The sequence below is a fragment of the Neisseria sp. HMSC065D04 genome, assembly GCF_001815675.1.
In the GTDB taxonomy this organism is placed as follows: Bacteria; Pseudomonadota; Gammaproteobacteria; order Burkholderiales; family Neisseriaceae; genus Neisseria.
This window is the reverse complement of sequence record NZ_KV821523.1, coordinates 1-212: the sequence shown is the minus strand read 5'-3', so window position 1 is coordinate 212 and position 212 is coordinate 1. Positions and strand designations below refer to the sequence as shown.

Here is a 212-nt window from a genome sequence, read left to right as displayed (position 1 = left end):
ATGCCGTAACGGCAACCTTATACGGCTTACCCTTAGACAGCAGGCGCTGATAGAAATCCCGAATAAACGGTTAAAACGTGTCGCTACCACGGTAGCCATATACAGAGCCTTACGCACCGCAGACCTTCCGCCGAAGCAGCGGCTTTTGAATTTGGTTTCCCCACTCTCCCTCGGGTGTGGGGCAATACCGACCAAACTCGCTATCCGTTTGT

The 212-nt window shown here is 52.8% G+C and carries 1 pseudogene; it reads right to left on the bottom strand.

From position 1 onward, the window contains the following. A pseudogene (locus HMPREF3050_RS13600) lies at positions 1 to 212 on the bottom strand (transposase); the annotation flags it as partial.